The 22242-nt window shown below is 60.3% G+C and carries 25 protein-coding genes; 14 read left to right on the top strand and 11 right to left on the bottom strand.

Features of this window, described 5'->3' with window-relative positions; all coding sequences use genetic code 11:
• The first annotated feature begins 105 nt into the window (after positions 1–105).
• The 7 genes from rsfS to CEPID_RS09270 all read left to right on the top strand — a co-directional run bounded on the left by rsfS (position 106) and on the right by CEPID_RS09270 (position 5895).
• Positions 106–573: a ribosome silencing factor gene (gene rsfS / locus CEPID_RS09300; protein ID WP_047240740.1), complete on the top strand. Its 468-nt coding sequence runs from the start codon at positions 106–108 to the stop codon at positions 571–573.
• Positions 570–1268, top strand: coding sequence for a histidine phosphatase family protein (locus CEPID_RS09295; RefSeq protein WP_047240739.1), 699 nt, complete (start codon positions 570–572; stop codon positions 1266–1268). The genes rsfS and CEPID_RS09295 overlap by 4 nt, the downstream gene beginning before the upstream one ends.
• Positions 1269–1270: 2 nt before the next feature.
• A complete protein-coding gene (locus tag CEPID_RS09290; RefSeq protein WP_047240738.1) occupies positions 1271–2083 on the top strand; it encodes a DegV family protein in 813 nt (270 codons plus the stop codon).
• Positions 2084–2146: 63 nt separating this feature from the next.
• Positions 2147–2797: a ComEA family DNA-binding protein gene (locus CEPID_RS09285; protein ID WP_047240737.1), complete on the top strand. Its 651-nt coding sequence runs from the start codon at positions 2147–2149 to the stop codon at positions 2795–2797.
• Positions 2794–4191, top strand: coding sequence for a ComEC/Rec2 family competence protein (locus tag CEPID_RS09280; protein ID WP_052843490.1), 1398 nt, complete (start codon positions 2794–2796; stop codon positions 4189–4191). The genes CEPID_RS09285 and CEPID_RS09280 overlap by 4 nt, the downstream gene beginning before the upstream one ends.
• A 72-nt stretch (positions 4192–4263) precedes the next feature.
• Positions 4264–5217: a DNA polymerase III subunit delta gene (holA, locus tag CEPID_RS09275; protein WP_144413563.1), complete on the top strand. Its 954-nt coding sequence runs from the start codon at positions 4264–4266 to the stop codon at positions 5215–5217.
• Positions 5218–5253: 36 nt separating this feature from the next.
• Positions 5254–5895 (top strand): LysE family translocator, encoded by a 642-nt coding sequence (locus CEPID_RS09270; protein ID WP_047240735.1) that lies wholly within the window; start codon positions 5254–5256, stop codon positions 5893–5895.
• A 26-nt stretch (positions 5896–5921) separates the two neighbouring features.
• On the opposite strand, the gene CEPID_RS09265 is transcribed toward CEPID_RS09270, so the two are convergent.
• From CEPID_RS09265 to CEPID_RS09235, 7 genes are read right to left on the bottom strand one after another with little or no spacing between them, the layout of a single operon-like run.
• A complete protein-coding gene (locus CEPID_RS09265; RefSeq protein WP_047240734.1) occupies positions 5922–6887 on the bottom strand; it encodes a sulfite exporter TauE/SafE family protein in 966 nt (321 codons plus the stop codon).
• 13 nt (positions 6888–6900) lie between these two features.
• Positions 6901–7503, bottom strand: coding sequence for a sirohydrochlorin chelatase (locus CEPID_RS09260; RefSeq protein ID WP_047240733.1), 603 nt, complete (start codon positions 7501–7503; stop codon positions 6901–6903).
• Positions 7503–8786 carry a sulfate adenylyltransferase subunit 1 gene (locus CEPID_RS09255; RefSeq protein ID WP_047240732.1) on the bottom strand — a complete coding sequence of 428 codons (1284 nt, stop codon included), beginning with the start codon at positions 8784–8786 and terminating at the stop codon, positions 7503–7505. The genes CEPID_RS09260 and CEPID_RS09255 overlap by 1 nt, the downstream gene beginning before the upstream one ends.
• Positions 8786–9682 (bottom strand): sulfate adenylyltransferase subunit CysD, encoded by an 897-nt coding sequence (gene cysD, locus CEPID_RS09250; RefSeq protein ID WP_162488680.1) that lies wholly within the window; start codon positions 9680–9682, stop codon positions 8786–8788. The genes CEPID_RS09255 and cysD overlap by 1 nt, the downstream gene beginning before the upstream one ends.
• Positions 9679–10443, bottom strand: coding sequence for a phosphoadenylyl-sulfate reductase (locus CEPID_RS09245; protein ID WP_047240730.1), 765 nt, complete (start codon positions 10441–10443; stop codon positions 9679–9681). Before CEPID_RS09245 ends, cysD begins: the two co-directional genes overlap by 4 nt.
• Complete coding sequence (locus CEPID_RS09240) at positions 10430–10669, bottom strand: hypothetical protein (protein ID WP_047240729.1); 240 nt, start codon at positions 10667–10669, stop codon at positions 10430–10432. The genes CEPID_RS09245 and CEPID_RS09240 overlap by 14 nt, the downstream gene beginning before the upstream one ends.
• Complete coding sequence (locus CEPID_RS09235; protein ID WP_083984430.1) at positions 10666–12387, bottom strand: nitrite/sulfite reductase; 1722 nt, start codon at positions 12385–12387, stop codon at positions 10666–10668. The genes CEPID_RS09240 and CEPID_RS09235 overlap by 4 nt, the downstream gene beginning before the upstream one ends.
• A gap of 190 nt (positions 12388–12577) precedes the next feature.
• Between CEPID_RS09235 and CEPID_RS09230 the strand changes: the two genes are divergently transcribed.
• Positions 12578–13921 (top strand): FAD-dependent oxidoreductase, encoded by a 1344-nt coding sequence (locus tag CEPID_RS09230; protein WP_047240728.1) that lies wholly within the window; start codon positions 12578–12580, stop codon positions 13919–13921.
• A gap of 731 nt (positions 13922–14652) precedes the next feature.
• Here the strand turns inward: CEPID_RS09230 and rpsT are convergent.
• From rpsT to CEPID_RS09215, 4 genes are all read right to left on the bottom strand, one after another.
• Positions 14653–14916, bottom strand: a complete 264-nt coding sequence (gene rpsT / locus CEPID_RS09225; RefSeq protein ID WP_047240727.1) for a 30S ribosomal protein S20 — start codon at positions 14914–14916, stop codon at positions 14653–14655.
• Between the two features lie 219 nt (positions 14917–15135).
• Positions 15136–15717, bottom strand: a complete 582-nt coding sequence (locus CEPID_RS09220) for a type II toxin-antitoxin system PemK/MazF family toxin (RefSeq protein ID WP_052843489.1) — start codon at positions 15715–15717, stop codon at positions 15136–15138.
• Positions 15718–15746: 29 nt separating this feature from the next.
• Positions 15747–15872, bottom strand: coding sequence for an SIP domain-containing protein (locus tag CEPID_RS13745; RefSeq protein ID WP_407921623.1), 126 nt, complete (start codon positions 15870–15872; stop codon positions 15747–15749).
• Positions 15873–15893: 21 nt separating this feature from the next.
• Positions 15894–16526 carry a siderophore-interacting protein gene (locus tag CEPID_RS09215; protein WP_052843486.1) on the bottom strand — a complete coding sequence of 211 codons (633 nt, stop codon included), beginning with the start codon at positions 16524–16526 and terminating at the stop codon, positions 15894–15896.
• An 84-nt stretch (positions 16527–16610) separates the two neighbouring features.
• On the opposite strand from CEPID_RS09215, the gene CEPID_RS13695 reads away from it, so the two are divergent.
• From CEPID_RS13695 to lepA, 6 genes are all read left to right on the top strand, one after another.
• Positions 16611–16871 carry a hypothetical protein gene (locus CEPID_RS13695; RefSeq protein WP_330217762.1) on the top strand — a complete coding sequence of 87 codons (261 nt, stop codon included), beginning with the start codon at positions 16611–16613 and terminating at the stop codon, positions 16869–16871.
• 81 nt (positions 16872–16952) lie between these two features.
• On the top strand, positions 16953–17519 hold the full coding sequence (locus CEPID_RS09210; RefSeq protein ID WP_407921596.1) for an ABC transporter substrate-binding protein: 567 nt from the start codon (positions 16953–16955) through the stop codon (positions 17517–17519).
• Between the two features lie 4 nt (positions 17520–17523).
• Positions 17524–18492 (top strand): FecCD family ABC transporter permease, encoded by a 969-nt coding sequence (locus tag CEPID_RS09205; RefSeq protein ID WP_047240726.1) that lies wholly within the window; start codon positions 17524–17526, stop codon positions 18490–18492.
• Entirely contained in the window at positions 18489–19457 is a 969-nt protein-coding gene (locus CEPID_RS09200) for a FecCD family ABC transporter permease (protein WP_052843484.1), read from the top strand. Before CEPID_RS09205 ends, CEPID_RS09200 begins: the two co-directional genes overlap by 4 nt.
• Positions 19454–20248, top strand: a complete 795-nt coding sequence (locus tag CEPID_RS09195) for an ABC transporter ATP-binding protein (protein ID WP_047240725.1) — start codon at positions 19454–19456, stop codon at positions 20246–20248. Before CEPID_RS09200 ends, CEPID_RS09195 begins: the two co-directional genes overlap by 4 nt.
• Positions 20249–20350: 102 nt before the next feature.
• Complete coding sequence (gene lepA / locus CEPID_RS09190; protein WP_047240724.1) at positions 20351–22201, top strand: translation elongation factor 4; 1851 nt, start codon at positions 20351–20353, stop codon at positions 22199–22201.
• Positions 22202–22242 lie beyond the last annotated feature (41 nt).

Here is a 22242-nt window from a genome sequence, read left to right as displayed (position 1 = left end):
GCGCCGATTGGGGTGGCATAATTGGGGCTTCGACTAGCACAATTGCCCCGAAACGTGGGAAACTAGGTGTTCGAGTTTCAAAAACAACCAAGTTAGAGGACTGACGTGACTGCATCTGAAGAATCGATTCGTTTGGCAACTGTCGCCGCGCTCGCAGCTGACGACAAACTAGCTGAGGAAATCGCGGTCATCGACGTTTCTGAGGTTTTGACCATCACCGATCTGTTCGTCATCGCCGGGGCAAGCAATGACCGCCAGGTTTCCGCAATTGTCGACGAAGTAGAGGACAAGCTGCGCGAAGTGGGAGCAAAACCAATTCGTCGCGAAGGCGTGCGCGAGGGGCGCTGGGCCCTGCTCGACTACGGCGAGATCGTGGTGCACATCTTCCGCAACGAAGAGCGTGAGTTCTACGCGCTGGACCGCCTCTGGCGAGACTGTCCGCTCATTGACATCGAGGGAATTGAGACCCCGGAGCGGCCAACCGCCTGGGCTTCCGAAGCCATCGAACGTAACGCCCAGACCCAGGACGAGATTCCGCTCGCTGAGCAAGAGCCGGACGCGGACGAGCTGTGACCCGGCGGCTAATTCTCCTACGGCACGGGGAGACGTTTTACAACGCTACCCGCCGTATGCAGGGCCACATGGATACTGAGCTATCCGAGGTGGGAATTGCCCAGGCAGAACAAGCCGCGCAGCACCTGCAGGGGTTGAACATCACCACGATAGTTTCCTCCGACCTGCAGCGAGCCCGCATCACTGCGCAGTCTGTGGCCGACAAAATCGGTGCCGAGGTGCGCATCGATTCCCGGCTGCGTGAGACCGATTTGGGTGAATGGCAGGGAATGAGCCATGAGGAAGTGGATGCGCAGTACCCCGGGGCGCGTGCACTGTGGCGCCACGATGCTACCTGGGCCCCGCCCCGTGGCGAGTCGCGCGTTGCGGTGGCAGCCCGCGCCCGGGCAGTCATCGACGAGCTGATGCTGTCCCTCGATAACTGGGACGACACCACGGTGCTGGTCGTGGCACACGGCGGAACCATTGCCGCGCTTACTTCTGCATTGCTGCGCCTGGATGTTCAGCAGTACCCCATGTTGTCGGGCCTGAAGAACACCTGTTGGGCCCAACTTACTGCCCGCCCGCGCTACTACCCCGGCAGCCCGGATGCTGACGGTGAGGGAGATCCCGTGCTCCCGCAAGCTCGGTTCACCCCAGAGACCGTGGGGGATGCTCAGTGGTATCTGGACGGTTGGAATGTGAGCGCGAGGTAGCGATGCCGGTACGTGTGGTCACTGATTCATCCGCAAATTTGCCTGCAGACATTGTCGAGGAACTAGACATCACCATCGCGCCCTTGCACGTGATGAGCCGCAGCGGGGTGGCATCTACCGCCGGGTTGACCGCGCTGGAGCTCACCGCAGTGTATGCTCGCCAGCTCGAGCGGGGGCATGACGACGGCGTGCTGGCCCTGCACCTGTCCAAAGAGCTTTCGTCCACCTGGACCAACGCGGTGACCGCATCGGCGGTATTCGATGACTCGGTCCGAGTAATCGACACCAATTCCGCCGGCATGGGCCTGGGAGCAGCGGCGATGGCCGCGGCAAAGTTGGCTTCTCGGGGCGCGAGCCTCGGAGAGTGCTACGAGGCCGCCGTGGACACGCTGGAGCGTTCCGAGCTTTACGTGTACTTGCACCGTATCGACGACCTACGCCGGTCCGGACGTCTGTCCCCAGCAACGGCATTGATGTCCTCTGCACTGGCCACCCGGCCGATCATGATGCTCAAGAATGGCAAGCTGGAACTGGCCGCGAAAACCCGCACCCAAACCAAAGCCTTTATCAAACTCGTGGAAATTATCGCCGAACGGGCGGCCGGTCAGCCCGTTTTCGTTGCTATTCAGCAGCATGAAGCACGAGAGGCTGCCCGCCATCTCCAGACGACGATGGAAGCCGTGCTGGCCAGTGGCTCCAGCTATCTGACCACGGACATTGACCCGGTTCTCTCGGTGCATTTAGGGCCCGGAAGTATAGCAGTATCGGTGGTGTACTCACAGTCTCCAGACGCGGAGTTATCCACAGCGAAGTAGTTATCCCCAATCCCGGTTCGATGGCCCGCGGTGAGAACAGTGGCCTCGGCTAGGGTGCAGGCCATGAATGTCACTGATCGAGTCAAAGAACTAACTCGCCCCACTGGCGAAGAAGACTTAATGCACGTCCGTTATCCGAAGCCTCGCTGGGAGATTTCCCTGCGTTCCGGGCTTTTCCTGGCCCTTGCTGTTCTGGTGTCCATCGCCGGATTTGCGATGTTGCGGCGACCGCCTCAGCTCGCGCCCGTAACCAACCCATATGCACTAGCTGCTACCCCTACCTCTGCGCCCACCGCAGCTACCGACTTCATCGTTAGCGTGGGAGGGGCAGTCGTTGCACCTGGCCTGGTCACGCTCACCCCGGGCGCCCGAGTGGCTGATGCCCTCAGCGCTGCCACTCCCGCGGCTGATGCGCACTTGCGCGACCTCAACCTTGCCCACAAGCTTGTCGACGGACAACACCTGGTCATTCCCCGTGTCGGGGAGCCCGCGTCCTCGCTTGAGCCGTCTGGGCGAGCCCCTGGCAAGGTTTCCCTAAATTCGGCAGATGCCAAGGCATTGGAAGATTTGCCAGGAGTAGGGGCTAAGACGGCGGAGGCAATCATCGCCTATCGAGAGCAAAGCGGCGGTTTCACCAGCATCGAACAACTTAAAGAGGTCAAGGGAATAGGCCCGTCAAAATTCGAGAAAATGAAGGATCAGGCGACCTTGTGAGCGAGCTGCGACTCGTTCCTGCTGCCCTGGTGTGTTGGGGCTGTTGCTTGCTGATTCTCTACTTCCGAGAGCCCTGGCTCAGTGTGATTGTGGTGAGTGTGGCAATGGTGCTGGCGATCGCGTGGCGGGCGTTTGGACAAGCGATGGTGGTTGGGGTACTCGGGGCTGCGGTCACGGCGGTTTCCTCGATGCGTGTGCACACAGTAGATACCCATGTTGCATCAAGGGTCTATTTTGGACAGGTCGCCGGTGAGGCTATCGCCACCACCGCAGGCGGTTGGCTGGTGCCGATGAAAATTCCAGGCCTACCAGGGGAAATGCCCGTGATAGTGTCGGAAAAACCACCGGAGATTGGAACTCATGTTGTCGCCGGGCTCCACAAGACTGAAGGTGAGCGTGTAGGACTCTATCCCCATCTGTTGAAAGGGGAAAGTCTGAATGTGGTCAGCCCTGCGGCAGGCATTGCTGAGTGGGCTAACGAAGTTAAGGAGACGTTTCGCGAATCGGTCGTTGCTGCCGTCGGCCCAAAATCCGAAGGTTTGCTGCCTGGGATGGTGCTCGGCGATACCGGGCTGCAGGACGCATCAGAGAAGCAGCTCTACATAGATGCCGGGCTCTCACACCTTTCGGCCGTCTCGGGTAGCAATGTCACTCTTATCACCGTGACGGCAGTCTTGCTGTGTCGTGCGATCACCTTCGGACCGCGGCTTCAAATGGGGGCTGCTGCTTGTGCACTAGCGGGATTCGTATTACTCGTCGGGCTCGAACCCAGCGTTTTGCGAGCTTCGGTAACGGGTGTGGTGGGACTAATTGCGGTGTTGGGTTCGGCGCAGACTCAGCCGATACATGCTTTGTGTCTGGCCGTCATAGGGTTGTTGCTGTGGGATTCAAGTCTTGCCGCATCGTATGGTTTCGCACTTTCGGTGGCCGCTACGGCGGGGATCGTCACGCTATTTCCACTCATCTACCGAGGCCTTGCCAACCGCTGGTTGCCTGATGTCGCGAATCGTGCCCTAGCTGTGGCCGTTGCCGCGGATGTGGTCACGCTCCCTTTGATTGCACTGATGGCGGGGCGGGTGCCGACGGTTTCCGTGCTGGCCAACGTCTTGGTAGCCCCGGCAGTCGCTCCCGTAACAATCTTCGGGCTGATTGCGGCTGGGTTGAGCCTTCTACCAGGCGGATTGGAGTGGCCACTACTGAAATTGGCTGAACCCTTTACGTGGTGGATTCACACTGTAGCCGCACGCTTGACCCAATTGTCGTTTTCGAGTGCCGAAACTGGGGTAGGCGGAGCGCTGCTGGCAGGGATGTGGATTGTGTGGTTCTTTCATACCCGTCGGGTGCCGCACCTAGCCGTCGGGATAGCAGCGCTGGCTATTGCGAGCATATGGTGAGGCTGGGGGAGCACGTCTTCGTTCGAGGCGGCTGTGAAGCTATGGCACACTAAGTAGGTGACTGCAAAACCTATTCCCAGCGTGCACCTCATCCTCGGCGAGGAAAGCCTGCTGGCGGAGCGCGCTCAGAAACAGATTCTGGACGCTTTGCGTGTGGAACTACCCGTGGGAGAACAGCTGCAGGTTACGACGTTGCGCGCTGGACAGGTGTCGCCAGCTGATTTGATTGATTTGTTTAGTCCGTCGCTCTTCTCTGATGCCCGAGCAGTCATCTTTACGGATGCTGGTGAATCGGGTAAAGAGCCGTTAGACCTGCTGATGAAGGCATGCCTCGATGTAGCACCAGGGATTACGGTGATTATTCATCACAACGGCAAAGGTCGGCAGAAGGCTGCGGTGTCTAAGCTGAAGAAACTTGGACACGTTCACGAGGTTCCAAAGCTGAACGCCCGCGATCGGCAGGGGTTCGTGAGCAATGAATTCCGGCAGCTTGGAGTACGAGTCACTCCAGACGTCGTCCATGCTCTTCTCGAAGGCGTTGGCTCCGATCTACGCGAACTAGCTTCGGCAGTGAGTCAATTGGTGGCTGACACCAACGGCCAGGTCACTGTGGAAGCCGTCCGACGCTATTACGAAGGCGTGGCGGAGGTGAGTGGGTTTGATATTGCCGATTTAGCGGTTTCGGGCCAGCTAGCACGGGCGGTCGCGTCCACGCGCCGGGCCCTGCAACTGGGTACCTCGCCGGTCGCGATCGCAGCTGCGCTTTCCAACAGCGTCATTTCGATCGCCAGGGCATATGGCATCCGAGGAGCCGGGAACGAATACGAGTTGGCGAAAACTTTAGGTGTCCCACCCTTTAAGGTGAGGTCGGTCCTCGCAACTGCCCGCCGCTGGAACGGCGATTCCGTCTCCGATGCCGTCATCCTCATGGCTGAGCTCGACGCCAGCACGAAAGGCCGGGGTGGCGATCAGGAGTTCGCCATTGAAGATGCAGTGCGACGCATCGCCGAATTAGCAGGGCGCTAAACTGACAGTTGTGATTTTACTTTCAGAGGCGCTGTCATGACCTTTGCCCAGCTTGGCACGATCTTGTTGCTCAACCTGGCGGGGATGTTCACTCCGGGGCCCGACGTGTTCCTCATCATGCGCGTAGCTGCGAACTCGCGGAAACACGCCATCGCTGCGGTCGCCGGAATCACCTCGGGCATCGTGGTGTGGGCGTCGCTGACGGTCGTCGGCACGGCTGCGTTGTTTGCCGCGAACCCTGGAATTCTGCGCGTCATCCAGGTCCTCGGTGGGTTGTGGCTGCTGTACATGGCCTATAACTTGCTGAAGTCTGGTTTGGAACAGCGACTAAACCGCTTGCGTCCCGACGATGTTGGCGTTGAACAGCGCGTGGGTTCTTTGGGGAAGAACTATCGCCTGGGGTTGATCACGAACCTTTCCAACCCTAAGGCGGTTCTATTCTTTGCCTCGATCATGTCGCCATTTATTCCGGCGCATGCGCCGTGGTACGCCTCGCTGGAAATTGTGGCAGCCATTGCGATCACCGTGTTCGTCGGGTTTTCGTGCCTAGCGTGGGTGGTTTCGGCGGAGGTTGTGCGGCGTCGCATCGTGCGCGCCGGGCCGTGGATCGACATCGTCGCTGGTCTGCTGTTTGGTGTGGTCGGTGCAGTCATGCTGGTGGAAGGCATCCGCGGCTAGCGCCAACCGACAGAGACACCCACCGCTCAGCGACCTGGCTCCTCACTTTTCAGCACTGCATAAGCCCGGTCATTGTCCACTCCGGAACTGCTATTTACCACGCGCGCTCCATGGGTGCGGCCCCGGCTGCGTAGGCGCGCGTCGGCCTCTGGATCGAGGTAGGCAGCTTCCCGAGCTTTGCGGTACCCGACGTACGAAAGGATCGCGCCCACCACAATAACGACGGGAATCGCAGCGGCAGAAAACGTTTTGATGTTTGTGGCCACCAGTGTGGTTCCCACCAGCCCACCGAGCAGCGAGGGATTGAGGCGCGAGGTCAGCCAAGCCCCGATGGGTGCTGCGATTACACCGCCGATAAGCAGGGCGATGATGAGCCAGAATTGGGAAATGAGCTCGTGCCACAGGCCGATCGCAAAGCCGAGCGTCGCCGCTGAGGTGACCAGGAACTCGGCGGTATTGACGGTGCCGACGATTCGGCGCGGAGAGTCGGACGTCGCTGAGAGCAGCGTGGATGAGGTGATCGGGCCCCAGCCGCCACCACCAGAGGCATCCACGAAGCCGCCCAACAGTCCGAGCCCCGGCAAGAACTTCACCGTCCGAAGCGCACTGCCGGTGCGTCTGATCCGCCCGCGTGAAAATCGCCAGACGAGGTGAGCGCCAATCGCACACAACAGGAATGATGTCCACGGTCGGGCAGCCGACAATGACACGAAGGATAAGAAGGTGGAGCCTGCAAACGCGCCGATCGCGCCGGGAATGCCGAGGCGCAGGGCAACTTTCCAATCGACGTTGCCGAACTTCCAGTGCGAAAGCCCTGAAGCCAGGGTCGTTCCGAGCTCCGATGCGTGGACGATCGCGGAAGCCTGCGCGGGGCCCAACGCCGCGAGATAAAGCAGACAGGTAGTGGAAGTGACGCCGAAACCCATGCCGAGCGCGCCGTCGACAAGCTGGGCTAGCAGACCAGAGATTGCGATGAGCGTAAGAGTGCGCATGGGCAGGAATCCTTTAAGTGAGCAGGGAAGTTACAACGGGAGTGAGCAGGGTCGTAAGGGGTGGGTGCAGGTGGACACCGGGTCGGTCGAGGTTTGCGACTTGCTCCGCCAGCTGGTCAAGGAGGAGACCGTGGGTGACAAACAGCGGGATGACCTGTACCGACTCGGCGGCGGGCAGGAGCTCGGCGAGCGCGGGCCCGCGGGTGGCAAAACCGACCGTGACGGAGTGTCCGGTGCGGGTCGTCAATGCGAAAGCAAGCGCGTGGACCTCAGGTGAACCGGAGGAAGAACCAACCGCCCACAGCACGGTTGGGCTGGTCACGAGGGGGGCGAGCGCGTCCACCAACGCGAGGGTGGTGAGCCCGCCGGTCAACCGAACCTCGAGGCCGCGGGTGGCCTGTGGGACATCGTGGGTGGCGTGGAAAGCCTTCGTGAAAAGAAGGGGGACAACGGTGTCGCCGGGCGAGGCGACGTCGATAAGCGCGGGCTGCTGCAGGTCAAGGTAAGCAACCCGCGTATCGACGCCCGTCTCCGCAGCCACGGACGCAGCCAAGGCTTCGACCCCGGCCCCCGCTTGCGGATGACGTGAGCCGTGTGCCAGCAACACCACCGCCATTAGTCGACCAGACCTGCGGCTAGGGTGTCGCCGGTTGCTTGATCGACCAGCAGGAAGTTTCCTACGGCTCCGCGGGCAGCATAGGGTTCCACCTCGAGGTCAGTGGCCACGATGATGCGGACCCGCGCGATGTCATTGAGGCGTACTTCCGTGGCACCGGTGTCGAAGGTGCCGGCATCGATGTTGCGGACCTCGTTGATTGCGACGAGGCGCCCCCGAACCAGCGACGTGCCGTAGCGGACCTTCAACGTAGCGCCAAGACGCAGGGACTTTTCCGAAAGCGCCACGATGGTGGCGTCGAACTCGCGGACTGGCTCGGGCCGGCTGCCTGAGCTGATCAGCGAACCGCGGGCCAGGTCAATTTCATCGGCCAGCAAAAGCGTGACCGAGTCACCCGCGACGGCGGTGTCCGTGGGGCCATCGGGAGTATCGATGCCGATGACCGTGGAATCGAGCCCGCGCCCTGCAGAAATCTTATCCCCGACGGAAATTCGGCCGGCGGAAACCCGGCCGGCGTAGCCTCGGTAGTCGGAAGCGTGCTCACGGATCACGTACTGCACCGGGAAGCGGAAATCGAGGTCAAGAGCGCGGCCGTGCCCGACTGGGATGGTTTCCAGCAGTTCCAGCACCGTCGGGCCTTCGTACCACTTGGTGTTGGTGGAGCGCTCCACCACGTTGTCTCCCAAGAGTGCGGAGGTGGGGACCACGTGGACGTCGTCGACTCCCAACTCGGTGGCGAGCGCGACGAATTCGGATTCAATCGCCCGGAAAACCTCGGCGCTGAAATCAACCAGGTCAATCTTGTTGACTGCCAGGATCACCGAACGAACCCCCAGTAGGGCGGCGGCGGTGAGGTGGCGACGAGTCTGCGTCACGATGCCATGCCGGGCATCGACGAGCAAGACCACCACCTGCGATGTCGACACCCCAGTGACGGTATTGCGGGTGTACTGCTCGTGACCAGGAGTATCAGCGAGGATGAAGGTGCGCTTGTCCGTGGCGAAGTAACGGTAGGCAACATCGATGGTGATGCCTTGTTCACGCTCGGCGCGCAGGCCATCGACCAGCAACGACAGGTCTACGCCGTCGAAACCCCGATCGGCAGAGGTGCGTTCCACCGACGCGAGCTGGTCCGCGAGCACAGACTTGGTGTCGTGTAGCAATCGGCCGACGAAGGTGGACTTGCCGTCGTCTACAGAGCCCGCGGTGCATAGGCGAAGCGTTTCGCGGCTCGCGAGTACCGCGGTGCTGTCTGGCGTGGAGCTATCTAGGGCGGTAGTCATCAGAAGTAGCCTTCCTTCTTGCGGTCTTCCATGGCGGATTCGGAGAGTCGGTCATCGGCGCGGGTGGCGCCTCGTTCGGTGAGTCGGGAGGTGGAGATTTCCTCGATGACCTGGGGGATCGTCGTGGCGTCGGAAAGCACGGCGCCGGTGCAGGACATGTCGCCGACGGTGCGGTAGCGCACCTGCTTGGTGACCAGCGCTTCGTCGTCACGCGGGCCGCCCCAATCACCGGGGGTCAACCACATGCCGCCGCGTTCGAAGACTTCGCGTTCGTGGGCGAAGTAGATGCTCGGCAGCTCGATCTCGCGGGCGCCGATGTACTCCCAGATGTCCGCTTCGGTCCAGTTGGAGATGGGGAAGACGCGGATGTTTTCCCCCGGGAGGTGGCCGCCGTTGTAAAGGTTCCAGAGCTCAGGGCGCTGGCGGCGCGGATCCCAACCGCCGAAAGAGTCCCGCACGGAGAAGATGCGCTCTTTCGCGCGGGCGCGTTCCTCATCGCGCCGGGCGCCACCGAGGACGGCGTCGTAGCCACGCTCGGCGATCGTCTCCACTAGCGGGATGGTCTGCAGGGGGTTGCGGGTGCCATCGGGGCGTTCTACCAGGTCGCCACGGTCGATCCAGTCCTGCACTTCAGCCACATGGAGGCGGGCACCGGTGCGCTCGACGAGTGAGTCCCTAAATTCCAGGACTTCCGGGAAGTTGTGGCCGGTGTCTATGTGCAGCAACTCAAAAGGCACGGCTGCGGGGGCGAAGGCGCGTCGGGCGAGTTCATAAACCACGACGGAGTCTTTGCCACCGGAAAACAGCAGCGCTACCTTGTCGAACTGTCCGGCGACCTCGCGCAGGATATGGATCGATTCGTTTTCTAGGTCTTTGAGGTGGGGGGAGAGGCTCATGTGTGTAGTCCGCATTCTGTCTTGTTGGTTCCGGCCCAGCGGCCGCTGCGTGGGTCTTGGCCAGGTGCTACGGGAAGCGTGCAGGTTGCACAGCCGATGGAGGGGTAGCCTTGCTTGGTCAACGGGTGGTAGATCAGCTCGTTTTCCTCGGCGAATCGTTCGGTTTCCTCCAGCGACCAGGTCACGAGCGGGGAGATTTTCAAGCGTCCGGCCTTATCGAGCTCGATTGCCGGGGCGTGTGCGCGAGTGGGGCCGTCGGCACGGCGGATGCCGGTGACCCACGCCTGGTAGTTGCCGAGGGTGCGCTGGAGTGGTTCGACCTTGCGCATTCGGCAGCATGCTTCGGGATTGCGCTGGTAAAGGTTCGGGCCGTAGGTGTCATCTTGCTCCGCCCGGGTAAGTACCGGGGTGGCGCGCACCAGTTTTTGATCCGGGTAGCGCAGCTCCACTGCGTTTGCGACCAGCAGGGTGTCCTCGAAGTGGTAGCCGGTGTCTAGAAACAGGAAGTCGGCAGCGGGGAAATACCGCGCGCCGAGTTCCGCGAGCACAGTGTTCTCCATGCTCAGCGTGATGGCGGTGGGTCCGGCGTGTTCGGCTGCCCAAGCCAGGATGTCCTGCGCGGAGGCACCGCTTAGCGACGCCTGGTACTGCGCAACCAGTTCCGCATTACGCTGCTTTATGTCTTCGCTCAGCGACGCGGGTTCTGGCCCGGCGGGGCTGATGTTTGGGTCGCGATAGTTTTTGTTCTCAAAGAGCAACATTGTGCTTTTCCAAACTCTTTCTCAGTGCTCCCGCGGTGGAGTCCGCGGGAGCGGGGCGGTGTTCTGGATCGTCTTGGCCGTGAAACATGACGGAGAAGATGCGCAGGCAGTCATGGCACTTCCAGGCGAATTCCCCTTCTAGGTTGGGGAAGAGATCTTCGGAGGAGCAGTAGGGGCAGTGCAAGGGATGGTTGCGGTTAGGGTTGGGCTTGCGACGCATGCTCATTGCAGGTCCGCCTCCTCGGCCCGCAACACCCAGTCGCGGAACTGCTCGCCATCGGTGCGTTGCTGCTTGTACTTGTTGACCAGCCGGTAGACGTAGTCACCGAGTTCGACGGAAGTCACCTTGTGTCCGCGCAGCTTGCGGCCGAAATCCGGGTTAAGTCCGATTGCTCCGCCCAGGTGGACTTGGAAACCTTCGACTCGGTTGCCGTCGGCGTCGGTGACGGTTTGGCCTTTGAGTCCGATGTCTGCGATTTGGGTGCGGGCGCAGGAGTTGGGGCAGCCGTTGAGGGAGATTTTCAGTGGTACGTCGAGGTCGCCGAGGCGTTCTTCCAGGTCATCGACAAGTTCGATGGCGCGAGATTTCGTGGTGACGTGCGCGAGCTTGCAGAACTCCAAACCGGTGCAGGAGACGATGCCGCGCCGAAACTCGCTGGGATGCGCAAACAGACCGATGTCGGTGAGTGCTTCTTGCAGCCGGGTGACATCTTCGGCCGCGACGTCGAGGAAAAGCAGCTCTTTGTCCACGGTGGTCCGGATCCGGGTGATGCCGAATTGGTCGGCAACATTGGCGATGGCGACCAGCTGTTCGCCGGTGGTGTGGCCGACGGTCGGCTTGACGCCAACGTAGAACTTGCCATCCTTTTGGGGATGAACGCCGAGGTGATCGCGGTAGCGAGGTGCAGGTGGGGCGGCGGGGCCGTCGATAAGTTTGGTGTGCAGGTAATCGTTTTCGAGGACTTCGCGGAACTTCTCGATGCCCCAGTCGGCGACGAGGAACTTCAGGCGGGCGCGGTTGCGGAGGCGTCGGTAACCGTAGTCGCGGAAGATGCGCACGACTCCGGCCCAAACGTCGGGAACTTGTTCGAGCGGGACCCACACGCCTAGGCGCTGCGCGATCATCGGGTTGGTGGAGAGCCCGCCGCCGACGTAGACGTCGAAGCCGGGCCCGTGCTCGGGGTGGTTGACGCCGATGAAGGCGAGGTCTTGGATCTCGTGGGTGATGTCCTGGCGCGGGTTTCCGCTGATCGCAGACTTGAATTTGCGGGGAAGGTTGTGGAATTCCTCCCGTGGCAGGAGTTCGTGTTGGATGCGGCGGATGGCCGGGGTGGCATCGATGAGTTCGTCGGCGGCGATGCCCGCGACGGGGGAGCCGAGGATCACGCGGGGGACGTCGCCGCAGCCGAGGAGGGTTGACAGGCCTACGGAGTCAAGGCGGTTCCAGATTTCCGGCACGTTTTCGATCTCGATCCAGTGCAGCTGGATGTTTTGCCGGTCGGTGAAGTCTGCGGTGGAGCGGGCGAACTCCTGGCTAATTTCGCCCACGGTGCGGAATTGCTCCGGGGTGGCGATGCCACCGTCGAAGCGCACGCGCATCATGAAATATTTGTCCTGGAGCTCGGCGTCGCTGAGCTGGCCGGTCAGCTCCCCGCCCAAGTCTTGACGACGCTGCGTGTAAATCCCGCACCACTTCAGGCGCGGAGCGAGGTCATCCGGGGTAATGGCATCGAAGCCGGCAGTCGCGTACTGCTCGATGACGCGCTGCTTTACGGCTAACCCCGGGTCGTCGGCTTTGACTTCCTCGGGGTGATTGAGTGGCGTCGTGCCGTCGATAAGCCATTGTCCCTGCGACTTCCGTGGGCGCGCCGGTGGCTTGGCTGGCTTTTCTGCCTTTTCTGGCTTTTCGACGCCCAATTGGCCAGCCGAGACCTGTGATGTCATTGTTTCTGCCTTCCCTTTAGTACGTAGGTCACCATATTACAGACCACTTGGTATATGGCAAGTGTCTAGATCGGTCTGTTGGCGTAAATGCTGGTCAGAGTTGATGAATTTATATTTAGCTTGCAATTCGGTGGTTGTTTGCGTTAGTTTGTGAACCGATCAGTCTGTTTACTTTTGAAGGGAAGTCGTTGTGCCTGAATTGAAAATCGCTGTGGTGGGGGCTGGGCCCGCCGGAATTTACTGCTCGGACCTGCTCGTGCGTGGCGGTGCCCAGGTAGACCTTTTTGAGCAGATGCCCGCACCGTTTGGCCTGATCCGTTACGGTGTCGCACCCGATCATCCCCGCATCAAGGGAATTGTTAATTCGCTCCACAAGGTGCTCGATCAGCCCGAGATCCGGTTGATTGGCAACGTCACCGTGGGGCGCGACATTTCGGTCGCTGAACTGCGCGAGCTTTACGACGCCGTGGTGATTTCCACCGGTGCGGTAGCAGATAAGGCGCTGAACATCCCAGGTATTGATTTGCCGGAATCTCACGGCGCGGCCGAATTCGTTGGCTTCTATGACGGCAATCCGCGGTTCCAGCGCGAGTGGGATCTCTCGGCGAACTCGGTGGCGGTCATCGGCGTCGGCAATGTTGGTTTGGACGTGGCCCGCATCCTGGCCAAGACTGGCGATGAGCTGAAGGTCACCGAAATCCCCGATAACGTCTACGGATCCCTCAGTGCGAACCAGGCCAAAGAGGTGCATGTTTTCGGACGTCGTGGGCCAGCGCAGGTGAAGTTTAGCCCGCAAGAGCTCAAGGAACTCGATCATTCGCCCACGATCGAGGTGGTGGTCAATCCGGAGGACATCGATTATGATGCCGCCTCCGAGGCCGCGCGTCGCGACTCGAAATCCACCGACCTGGTGTGCCAGATCCTCGAACAGTATGCGATCCGGGAACCGAAAGGCGCGCCGCACAAGCTCTACATTCACCTTTTCGAAGCCCCGGTGGAGGTCCTGGAAGAGGGCGGTCACGTGGTGGGCATCCGCACCGAGCGTCAAGAGCTCGATGGCAACGGCGGCACCCGCGGAACCGGAAAATATACCGACTGGCCAATTCAGACGGTCTATCGCGCGGTCGGCTACCGTTCGGACGCCCTCGCTGAGGTACCTTTCGACGACGACCGTGGCGTAATCCCTAACGACGGCGGACATGTCCTCACCCACTCAGGCGGCGACATCGTCCCCGGGCTGTACGTCACTGGCTGGATTAAGCGTGGCCCGATCGGTCTCATTGGCAACACTAAATCCGACGCCAAAGAAACCGTCGACCTGCTATTTGCCGACGCCCCGCAGCTATCGCGAGTTCGCGAAGTTGACGTCGTGGAGCTCCTCAACGCACGCGGCATATCGACGACCACCTGGGACGGCTGGTACGCCCTCGACGCAGCCGAGCGCGCAGCCGGGGAAACGGAAGGGCGCGAACGCAAAAAGATCGTGGAGTGGGATGACATGCTCGCTGCCTCCACTGGTGCCAGCGAAGCCTAAACCTCGGCGAATGCGCGGAATGGGTGCTATCGGTTACACTAAGAACTTATTAAGTATCTCTTAATGCTGAACTGCCAACTCACCGTGATAGGGGAACCGAAATGAATTTGCCTGCTGGCGTCTCTGAATTCCTTAGCTTCTTTGCTGAGCTGTTGAAGAACATCGCAAACATCTTGAATGCGTTTTCTTTCCTGGCCTAAGCCCTAAAGGTGGCAAGACCCGGTATCACTAGCTGGTGATGCCGGGTCTTGTGCTTTTATGAAGGACGCTAGGGCTCCGAGGTTTCGGGGGCGGGGCCGGGGGGCCGGGGTTTTGGGGTTTTGGGGTTCCGGGGTTGCGGGGTTCCGAGTCGGGCCAGTCGGGCGAGTCGGGCGAGTCGGGCGAGGCTCGAAGTTGCTTCAGACCTGCTAGCGCGTCCCTTCGGCGTAGTCGGACTACACCGGGGCGTCGAAAATAGGGCAAAATCGGCCGATCTGTGTAGTCCGACTACACCGAAGGGACGCGCTCTGCGAATTGTGCCTAGTTTTGAGTCGCGCCCCGACGAGCCACCGCGTCCCGACGAGCCACCGCGCCCCGACGAGCCACCGCGTCCCGACGAGCCACCGTGCCGCCCCAAGCCCAAGCCCAAGCCCCAGCACCGCCCTAAGCCAAACGGCCGAGCCTTCCACTAAAGGAAAGCTCGGCCGTCGTAAAAGCGCGAAGAGCGCGGTTACCAGCTATATCAGCTGCAATTAGCCCATCTTGTTGAAGGCAGAAGCCATCTTGGACTTCTTGTTTGCAGCGTTGTTGCGGTGGAATACGCCCTTGGTGACAGCCTTGTCCAGCTTGCGGGAAGCAACGCGGAGCTGAGCTTCAGCAGCAGCCTTGTCGCCAGCTTCCACGGCAGCGCGGAACTTGCGGATCTCGGTGCGGACACCGGAGCGGATTGCCTGGTTGCGCACGCGAGCTTTTTCGTTCGTCTTGATGCGCTTGATCTGAGACTTGATGTTTGCCATCGAAAGTTACCTCTTATGTGTAGAAAACAATTGGAGATGTTTCCACCAAATCCCTTTGTTCGGCCGGACGTCGCTAAGGCTAACGGCGAGGGCAGGCGCGTGATCTTTGAAAGCGGACCCAAGGTCCTGACCGCCTAGATCGCGTGCGGGATATTAAAGTGAACAACAGCGGTTAACCATACCAGTTGCGGGGTCGCAATCCAAAAATGATGTGCTGAGCTAGCCCCAGCCGTATTCGTTGCGGAGGCGGGTTGCGATCGGTTCGAAGCGCTGGCGGGGCATGACGGCCCCTTCGCGTCGGATGGCGAGCTCGGGTACTTCGACTACTTTGTCTAGGCGTAGCCAGGCCGGCGCGCCGGATTCTTCCCAGGGGCCGCTGCCGATTTCCGCCCAGTTGGCTTCGGTGCTGTGTTCGGAATTTGACGAGATGAGCAGTCCGAGGATCGTCTGGATACCATGCCCTACGACCAGGAGCGCGCGATCTTTGTTCCCGCTGGAGGAGAGCTCCGCGGGGAGGGTGATCCAGACGATTTCGCCCGGTTCTGCGTGCCCGTCCATGTCTGGGGCGTAGTAGATGTTGCGCACGAGGTCTGCGGTCGATCGCACGCTGCAGGCCGCTTCGACGCGTTCGGAGTCCGTCGCCCCGGTGGGGTTGAGTCCCAGGCGGTTACCGATGCGCTCTAATCCAGATTCCAGCCGGGCGCGCCGGGCTTGTCGACGGCGCTGTGTCAGGCTTGAAAAACCTTGCTTGAGTGCACTGATGTGGCCGAGTCTTGAGGTGCCCGAATCCTCGGTAGTCATAGTCGTCTAGTGTAGCGCGCTTCTGTTATTTAGGGACGGGGTTTACCCAAATACCAAAACGGCACGAAGGTGACGTCGGATGAAGGGAGCTTGAGGTCGTGGATCGCGTAGCGTCGCGCTGCCTTTACTAACCGATCTTCACCGCTTGCCCACAGTTTTGTGGTATTGCCCAGTTTTCATTGCCGTAACACATCGGGGATCGTTTGGGGAGCAGTTGAGGTGGCGGAGTATTTCACTGAAAGGTGCCTTAACCTCGGTGAATAGTGCGGTAGGGCGGGCAATTCAATGTCGCTTTTCGACGGCGCGCACACCGCCACCGAGCAGTCTGCCAAGGCATCGCTGGGGAGTTGATCCAAGATGGACAGTAATGCGGGCGTGCCAGTGGTGTCAGCGACCAGTATCTGTGGGGCAGTCGTCGGCTGCCAGAGCGACTGTGCCAGGCAAATTCCGCAGGAATCCCCAACTTGTGCGCCACTGATCCAGGTGGATCCTGGGCCGGAGACGTAGTTGTGGAGAACTACATCGAAGGTGAGTAGGCCGTTGCTGGCATCGAGGGTGCGCACGGTGTACCAGCGCAAATTGGGGCGAGTTTCGTTCGGTAGGGCCTGTACGGCGGCGCGGATGTTGGTTGCTACGCAGTCGAATGGGGTGAAAGCAACGTCTGTTGGTGGCATGAGGGGGCCGAAATACTCGTCGGGGCCACTGAGTTGGGCCCCGATGAGATCGGGGGAGTGGAGGGTGCTCCGGCGCAGGTTTGGGCAGGGGTCAGTGATGTCAAAAACGCGGCAGGCTATAACGCTTTTTCCCATGAAGCTCTCCTTTGGTGCACAGCTCGCAATCTAGGTTAACCTTACTTAACTTAGCTTAGGCTTACCTAATTGCAATTGGAGTTGATGGTGAACAGGAAACGATGTTCGTTCCTAGCCCTCGCGTTGTCCGCTTCCCTGCTGGTTGTCGGATGCTCGAAAACTGACGTTGAACAGGACAATTCCCAAGAGCAGCGCTATGCCGCACTTGGCCTCGGCGACGCAGATACCATGCTTGCTCTCGGAGTCACTCCGGCCGTAGTTGCCCCGTTCTCTGCGCAGGGGGATGTTCCTGCAAACGGATTAGAGCCGTGGGCACAGCAGCTTGCGGAAGGCAAAGACATTTAGCCGATTTTCGGTACGGCCCAAGGTTTTAGTGCGCCGATTCTTGAGCAAGTCACGGCCGCCCGGCCCACCAAGATCATTGCGGTGAATCAAGCGGTGGATGCGCAGGCGAAGCAAGCTTTGGAAAAGATTGCGCCGGTCACCCTCAAACCGCAAGGGTATGAGAATTGGCAAATTCCGTGGGATATCCAAGTGAAGGCTGTGGCGGCGGGCGTCGATAAGCAGGAAGCGGGGGAGAAGCTCATCGCCGATACGCAGGGTAAATTTGCGGAATTCCGCGCCCAGCATCCGGATTTGCAGGGTAAGAAGGCTGCCATCGTGATGCCGTATGGTGGCAAGTTGGGCTTGTACACAGACGCTGATGGGCGGGGTCAGTTTATTGAGTCGATGGGGCTGACCATCCCGGATGCAGTGCAGGGAACTGACAAGTCATCGTTCTACCGCGACATTGCGCCTGAGAACTACTCGCTGCTTGAGCAAGTAGATGTGTTGTACGTGTTGGATTACCAGGGATCTGCAAGCGCGTTGAAAGATGACCCCGCATTCCAGCCACTGCTGTCCAAGACGGTTTTCGTGGAGGAAGCCGTAGGAAATGCGATGAGTGTGCCGGACCCGCTATCTATCCCGTGGGCACTGGACAAGCTGAAGTAGTGTGATGCGCACCCATGCCGGATTTGGCCTGGTACTGGTGGCAGTACTGGTGGTATCGCTGTTTGTCGGAGCCCAGCCTCTTTCAATTGCTCGAGTCTGGGCAGGGCTGCACCACGCAGCGGGTCCCGAGGTAAACCACATTATGTGGGGGATGCGCATCCCAAGGACGCTGCTTGCAGTAGCGGTGGGAGCGTCCTTAGGTATTTCCGGCCTGCTGGCGCAAGTCTGGACGCGCAATCCATTGGCAGATCCCGGCATCGTTGGAGTGACGGCGGGGGCGCGGTTCGCTATTGCTCTCGGCACAACCTACGGGGTGGCTGGTGGCCTGGGAAAACAGGCCGTGGTTGCCTTAATCGGCGCCGTAGTGGCCACCCTTTTTATCGTTTTCGTAGCGCGGAAAAGCGTAGATCCGCTTACTCTTATTCTGGTTGGGGTTGGAGTTAACGCCACGTTGATGGCTTTGGCCATGCTGCTGTCCTTGCAATCCAAGTCAGTGTTTAATGACCTGCGGCAATGGTCAGTGGGCAGCACCGTTGGGCGCGGTTTCGCCGAAACATTCCTTGCTGGCGCGGGTGGGGTCATCGCAATGATTATTGGCGCGTTGGTAGCGCGCAATCTCGACGTTCTGGCGTTCGGCCACGATTCGGCGGCTGCCTTGGGAGTCAACATCCCGGTGACTTTCGCTGGGGTGATCACCGCCATTGCTGTCGCTGGTGGCACTGCGACGGCTGCCGCCGGACCGATTGCATTCTTGGGGTTGGCTGCCCCGCATATGGTGCGTCCTTGTGCACGTTCCGGAGGGGTTCGCGAGTTGCTGTGGCCCACGGCCTGTCTTGGGGGAATCCTGGCGTTGGCTGCAGCCATCTTAGGGCGCGTAGCAAACTACCCCGGGGAATTAGAGTTTTCCGTGGTCTTAGCAATCCTTGGTGCGCCACTGATGATTTATCTGGTGAAGCCAGGAGCTCGGCTATGACTCGCTATGTATGGTCCAGCTTGCTGATGCTGGGGCTTGCCGCTGGGGGATATCTGGCCACCCTGTGCGTTGGGGCGGTATTTATCTCCCCGGCCCATGTCGTCGCGGTGCTCAATGGCGGCGGGCCCGCGAACGTAGTGAACATCATCTGGGAGCTGCGGCTTTCCGTAGCTATCGTGACAGCGGTTGCGGGAGCTGCGTTGGCGATCGCTGGGGCATGGACGCAAACTATCGCTCGTAATCCGTTGGCTTCCCCGGACCTTCTTGGGGTTTCAGGTGGGGCGTCCTTGGCGGTTGTCGCTGCCACTGCGCTGACGGATGTAACTAACGCTTGGTTTCGCAGCGGGTATGCCCTGGCCGGAGCCGTGGCGATGCTGGCCCTGCTGCTGTTGCTCGGTCGCAAGGAACCCATTGATCGGTTGATTATCATCGGGGTGGCACTGGCGTTGTTTGCACAGGGGGCGGTGTCATATCTCTTGCTGCGGGCAGACATTTTGCGCGCTACTGAAGCGCAGGTGTGGTTGGCGGGGTCCACAGCTTTTGCTCGTTGGGAAGTGGTGCTTCCCCTGCTCATCGGCCTGCTGGTGTTTGTGCTGTTGGGGCTAAGCCCGCATCGTGATTTGCGCATTGTGGCGCATGACGATGTCACCGCGATTGCGTTAGGTGTACGGGTGCAGCGCACCAGGCTTCTTCTTATCCTCGCTGCGACGGGCATCGTGGCGGTGGTCGTCTCGATTGTTGGCCCTATTACTTTTGTGGCGTTAGTCGCGCCTCAGCTTGCGCGCCTTATTGGACATACCCCGACACCGCCTGTGCTGCTCTCCGCGCTTACCGGGGCGGCCCTGTTGCTCTGGTGTGCGACTATCGCAGCTGCGCTTCCGGTCACCGCTCCTGTGGGGCTCTTGACTTCGGCTTTGGGTGGCGTGATGTTGGTTAACCTCATGATGATGCAAAGGACGAGATGAAACTCCAGGTAACAGACCTCGTGGCAGGTTACGGCGATGGTCCCGACGTTGTTCGGGGCGTGAGTTTCGTGGCCAATCCGGGCAAAATTACGACCCTGCTCGGCCCGAACGGCTGTGGCAAATCGACGCTGCTTAAGGCGTGCTCGAAGGTGCTTCAACCGCGATCGGGAGCGGTCGTGCTTGTCGACGAGCCCGTCGCTCAGTACGACCTTGCAGAGCTGTCACCGCGGGAGTCGGCGAGGCGTATCGGCATGTTGGCGCAGCAACCCGTTGCGCCAGCGGGCTTGGCGGTTAGAGACTTGGTGGCCCGAGGTAGGCATCCTCATCGTGGGCTGTTTGGGGGACTCACCCGCAAAGATAATGACATTATCGACGCAGCGCTGCAGGCCACAGGTACGGAAACATTGGCGAATCACGTGGTGGATTCCCTCTCGGGAGGTCAGCGCCAGCTCGTGTGGTTTGCGATGGTCTTAGCCCAGGACACCCCGGTGATCCTTTTGGACGAACCCACTACGTACCTTGATCCCGCGCACGCTCTCAACGTGCTGGAGCTAGCTCGGCAGCAATCTCAAGCTGGAAAGACCGTGGTCATGGTCTTGCATGATCTCATGCTTGCCGGCGCGTACTCGGATCAGTTGGTGTTGCTCAAGGATGGACACGTGTTGGCGGACGGATCGCCGAAACAAGTGTTGACTAGCGCTAACCTGGCGGAAGCTTATGGGCTTAGGGCAGAGATTTGGCCGAATCCCCGTTCGGGATCCTCGGTGATCGTTGCCCGGGGGACGGTGTAGGCCGGGTTGGGCGGTGGGGCGTCGATAAGCGTGGCTTGATCGGAAAATCCCTGCCCATGAGTCTGGTAAAGTCCTAAAGCGTTATATAGGAAAGGGCCCTCGTTGACTCAGAAGAACTTTGCGGAAACCACGTTTACGGATCCCAAGCAGATCCGAAACTTCTGCATTATTGCGCACATCGACCACGGTAAGTCCACGTTGGCGGACCGTATTCTCGGTCTTTCCGGCGTGATTGAGGCTCGCGATATGCGCGACCAGTACCTCGACAATATGGATATTGAGCGGGAGCGTGGCATCACGATTAAGGCGCAGAACGTGCGCATTCCGTGGACCCCGAAGTCTGGTAAGTATGCGGGCGAGCAGATCGTTATGCACCTGATCGATACGCCGGGGCACGTTGACTTCACTTACGAGGTCTCTCGTGCGCTTGAGGCGTGTGAGGGCGCGATTTTGCTTGTCGACGCCGCCCAGGGCATCGAGGCGCAGACCCTCGCGAATCTGTACCTGGCCATGGAAAATGACTTGGAGATCATCCCGGTCCTGAACAAGATCGACCTTCCCGCGGCTGATCCGGAGAAGTATTCGCTGGAGATCGCGAACATCGTGGGCTGTGAGCCGGAGGACGTGCTGCGGGTTTCTGGCAAGACCGGCGAAGGTGTTGAGGCCCTGCTGGACCGCGTCTGCGATCTTGTGCCGCCACCCGCCTCCGAGTTCGGGGCCGACGCCCCAGCGCGCGCCATGATTTTCGACTCCGTCTACGACACCTACCGTGGCGTGGTCACCTACATTCGTATGATCGACGGCAAGCTTGAGCCCCGCCAGAAGATCAAGATGATGTCTACCGGCGCCACCCACGAGCTGCTGGAAATTGGCATCGTGTCGCCCACGCCGAAGAAATGCGCGGGCCTCGGGCCGGGCGAGGTGGGCTACCTCATCACCGGCGTGAAGGATGTGCGCCAGTCCAAGGTCGGCGATACCGTGACCTGGGCGACCGGCGGTGCCGAGGAGGCATTGAAGGGCTATGAAGACCCTAATCCGATGGTGTACTCCGGCCTCTTCCCAATTTCCCAGGCCCAGTACCCAGACTTGCGCGATGCGCTGGAAAAGCTGCAGCTTAACGACGCCGCGCTGACCTGGGAGCCAGAAACCTCAGTGGCTTTGGGCTTTGGGTTCCGCCTCGGGTTCTTGGGCCTATTGCACATGGAAATTACCCGCGACCGCCTGCAGCGCGAGTTCGACCTGGATCTGATTTCCACCGCGCCTTCCGTGTCCTACCGTGTGGTGGCGGAAGACGGCGAGGAACTCATGGTGCATAACCCGAGCGACTGGCCTGGCGGCAAGCTGCGTGAGGTGTGGGAACCGATCGTGAAGACCACCATCATTGTCCCAGCTGAATTCGTGGGCACCACGATGGAGCTGTGCCAGCAGAAGCGCGGCCAGATGGGTGGCATGGACTACCTTTCCGAGGACCGCGTGGAGTTGCGCTACACCATGCCACTCGGCGAAATCATCTTTGACTTCTTCGACATGCTCAAGAGTAGGACGCGTGGCTACGCCTCCTTGAACTACGAGGAAGCCGGGGAGCAGCAGGCGGACCTGGTCAAGGTGGATATCCTGCTGCAGGGCGAGCCTGTGGACGCCTTCTCCGCGATCGTGCACCGCGACAACGCGCAGTGGTACGGCAACAAGATGACGGTCAAGCTCAAGGAGCTTATCCCGCGTCAGCAGTTCGAGGTGCCGGTGCAGGCTGCGATTGGCACGAAGGTGATCGCGCGTGAAAACATCCGCGCGCTGCGTAAGGATGTCCTGGCCAAGTGCTACGGCGGCGACGTTTCCCGTAAGCGCAAGCTGCTGGAAAAGCAGAAGGAAGGCAAAAAGCGCATGAAGAACATCGGCTCCGTGTCGGTGCCGCAGGAAGCTTTTGTGGCGGCGCTTTCTACGGACGAGGGTTAGTTAGCTTTATCGACGGCCGGCTCCGGGGCCCGCATACCGCA

This window comes from Corynebacterium epidermidicanis, assembly GCF_001021025.1.
Lineage (GTDB): Bacteria > Actinomycetota > Actinomycetes > Mycobacteriales > Mycobacteriaceae > Corynebacterium > Corynebacterium epidermidicanis.
Note: the sequence above shows the minus strand (reverse complement) of the source record. Positions and strands in the feature narration are given on the sequence as shown.